The sequence below is a fragment of the Aquirufa sp. ROCK-SH2 genome (genome assembly GCF_054558315.1).
On sequence record NZ_JBPXKB010000012.1, the window covers coordinates 1 to 3,044 of the forward strand.

Consider the following 3,044-nt stretch of genomic DNA (forward strand, 5'->3'; position numbering starts at 1 on the left):
TAGGTTCATCAGGTGGATTCAATATCACAACAGGTAGTGGTAATATCTCCTTGGGAAATTCCAATCTAATTTCAGGTAGCAACAACACGATTATCGGAGGTACAACAACTTCACTAAATATTGGAGCAAGCAATAAAAGTAATATTGTCGCGCTTGGCAACGGTGCTGGCTCTGTTCGTGTATTTGCCGATAGTCTTGGTTTGGTTGGAATTAATACCATAGCACCAACTAATCGATTGACAGTGTATGAACCTAATAGTACTGCTGTGTTAGGATTATATTATCCAGCAGCCAATGCCCCAGCCGCACAAACTATTACAGGTCAAATTAATGTAGGTACATCCAATTCATGGTTTACGACCATTCGCTCCGTCATTCCAGCCACTAAAAATCAAGATCAACAAAATTTGGAATTTACTACAGGTAATGCAACTAACGACAACACACAAATTTCTCGAATGACTATACTGTCTCAATCTGGAAATGTTGGGATTGGTACCAATATTCCTGCTTCAAAATTAGAAGTAAATGGTACACTAGGAGGATTTGTTAGAACGTCCAGTGTTAGTACAACAACTTCAAATGATTTTACTTTGTTAATGACTGGAGCAGGAACTACTGTTACCTTAGAGGCACCAACTTCTGTGAATAAACGAATCATGGTGATTAAAAATACTAGTACAGGTATTGTGACTGTAACGGGACACTTGGATGGTACGGCTTCAACATCCATAGTTTTAATATCCAAAGAATCTATTGAAATACAATCAGATGGAAGTACTTGGCAAATTTTAGCAAAATATAACTCAACGAATCCTTTGTCCGTAACGGCACAATTAAATCCCGTTTCAATCGCCCACAATACAGTTCAATATCTAGCGTCTTTTACTAATGTGTCAGATAATAGTCAAGGTGCATGGAATGCTTCTACGGGTGTATATACTAGCAATAAAACTGGTACCTATCGCATCGAATTTAGAGCGATGATGGCTAGTGCTTCATGGAATCAAAATGCTGAATTGGCACTTGTTATTGAAAAGAATGGAGTAACATTGAATAATGCCTCATGGTTTGCTCCGTTTACAGGCACTCAATATGCGTTTAGCGGATATGGATATGCGACGACTCAATTGGCTGTTGGTGATAAGATAAGACTTGCTCTTTATCAGGCATCGGGTACTGCTAAAACAACTTATAACATGCAATTCAATGTGTTTTCGATTTATGAAATAAGATAAAATGAAGTTTTTTTTGATTTTATGGACCAGATATATATAAACATATAAATGTAAATGTTTTTATTTATCAACGTAATTGTAAATTAATTGGTGGAGGATAGTTTTATTATAGAAATGGAATTATTGAAATAATCCTAGAAATAATTTTGTATTAATATATTACTAACTTTATCATACTAATCAGTTTATTATTCTTTGATACAACTACTATTTTAAACAAATGAATAAATTAACCAACGCATTACTCATTTTATTTTTGATTTTCGCATGCGTCATACGCTCTTTTTCACAGTCAAAAGTAGTTAATCGTTTTGGTCAAGAAATTACGACGAATTCTGACGCTTCTACGAGTTCAAAGGGTATTATTCAGTTATCAGGTGATATTGGCGGAACAGCAGTTTCACCAACCGTTGTTGGAATACAAGGTAAACCTGTTGATTCAACTCTTCCTAGTTCAGGACAAGCCCTTTTGTATGATTCTGTTTTGGGGAAGTGGGTTCCATCTAATATATCAACAGGTAGTCCATTTTACTTGGTTGGAACAACAACAGATGCAGGTTCTAGTAAAACAGGTAACATTTATCGTTCTGGAATTATAGGTGCAACAAGTGCAGGATTTGGATCATATTCGAATTCTACCGTGTTACCTACTCAAGGATTAGCTGTTAGTGGAAAATTGGGTGTAGGAACAAATGGCCCGAACTCCAAACTTGATGTATTTTCAGATATATCAGATGTGGCTAGGTTTGCTAGTTCAACTACCTCGACTAGTTTGGCATCCATCGGTCTAGGTAATTCTACTGGTGCTTGGGCAAAATTACTTGCAGGTGATGATAAGTTTCAGTTACGAAATTTTTCCAATAATTTGCTTTCTTTTCATGTTAATTTAGTTAACGGATTCATGGGTATCGCCAATACTGCCCCTGAAGCACCTTTGCATGTAACAGGTTCCATTATTCAAGATTTCATAGGTCAAGATGCAAATTCTTCAGGATTATTTATTCGGAAAAAAGGTAATGCTTCTAGTTCTACGGGAGCAGTTACATCTGGTTCAGAAATTGGTTACCATTCATTTTTAGGATGGAATGGTTCAGCATATAATCGAGGGGCATATTTATATGTGGATGCCGCTGAGAATTTTACTTCAACAGCCGGGGGGATGAATTTTGCGATTCGACTTGCACCGACTGGCAGTACATTTCCTGTGGATCGTTTGAAAATATTATCATCAGGAAAAATTGGTATCGGAACATCCACACCTGCACAGCGTCTACACATTGCAGGTCAGGTAGAAGTTGACACTTTGGTCAGTGGAGCAGCCACAGACAGTTTGGTTACAGCTAATTCAGAAGGCTTGCTTCGTCGTCTGTCTTTTTCAAATGCTACAAAGAATTTTTCAGCAGTAAGTTCCACAGTTTCAGGAATTGTCAATAATACCGCAGGCCAAGAATTAGGAGGAGTAGACAAAAAAATCAACGGTGTAGATATAGGAAAAGGAGGAGGTTCGTTAAACTCAAATACAAGGGTCGGAAATGGAGCATTAAGTAATAATACTACGGGCTTTAATTCTGTGGGCTTGGGATTTCAATCCTTATTTAGTCAAACAACAGGTTCCAATAATGTGGGTTTAGGAACTCAAGCCCTCGCATTGAGTACGTCAGGTTATAACAACGTGGCCGTAGGTACCTTTGCTCTTAAGAATTTATCTAACTCTTCAGCAAATACAGCAGTTGGGCATAATAGTGGCTTAAACATTACAACAGGTAGTCAAAATGTGGCAATTGGAATGGAGTCTTTATCAGATAA

Annotated in this window: 1 protein-coding gene and 1 pseudogene; both read left to right on the forward strand. The window is 37.3% G+C overall.

Annotated elements, in window-relative coordinates; translation table 11 throughout:
* On the forward strand, positions 1–1,238 hold a 1,238-nt coding region (locus V7S79_RS12185), incomplete at its 5' end, for a hypothetical protein (protein ID WP_459490873.1).
* Positions 1,239–1,458: 220 nt separating this feature from the next.
* Positions 1,459–3,044 (forward strand): annotated as a pseudogene (locus V7S79_RS12190) (hypothetical protein); the annotation flags it as partial.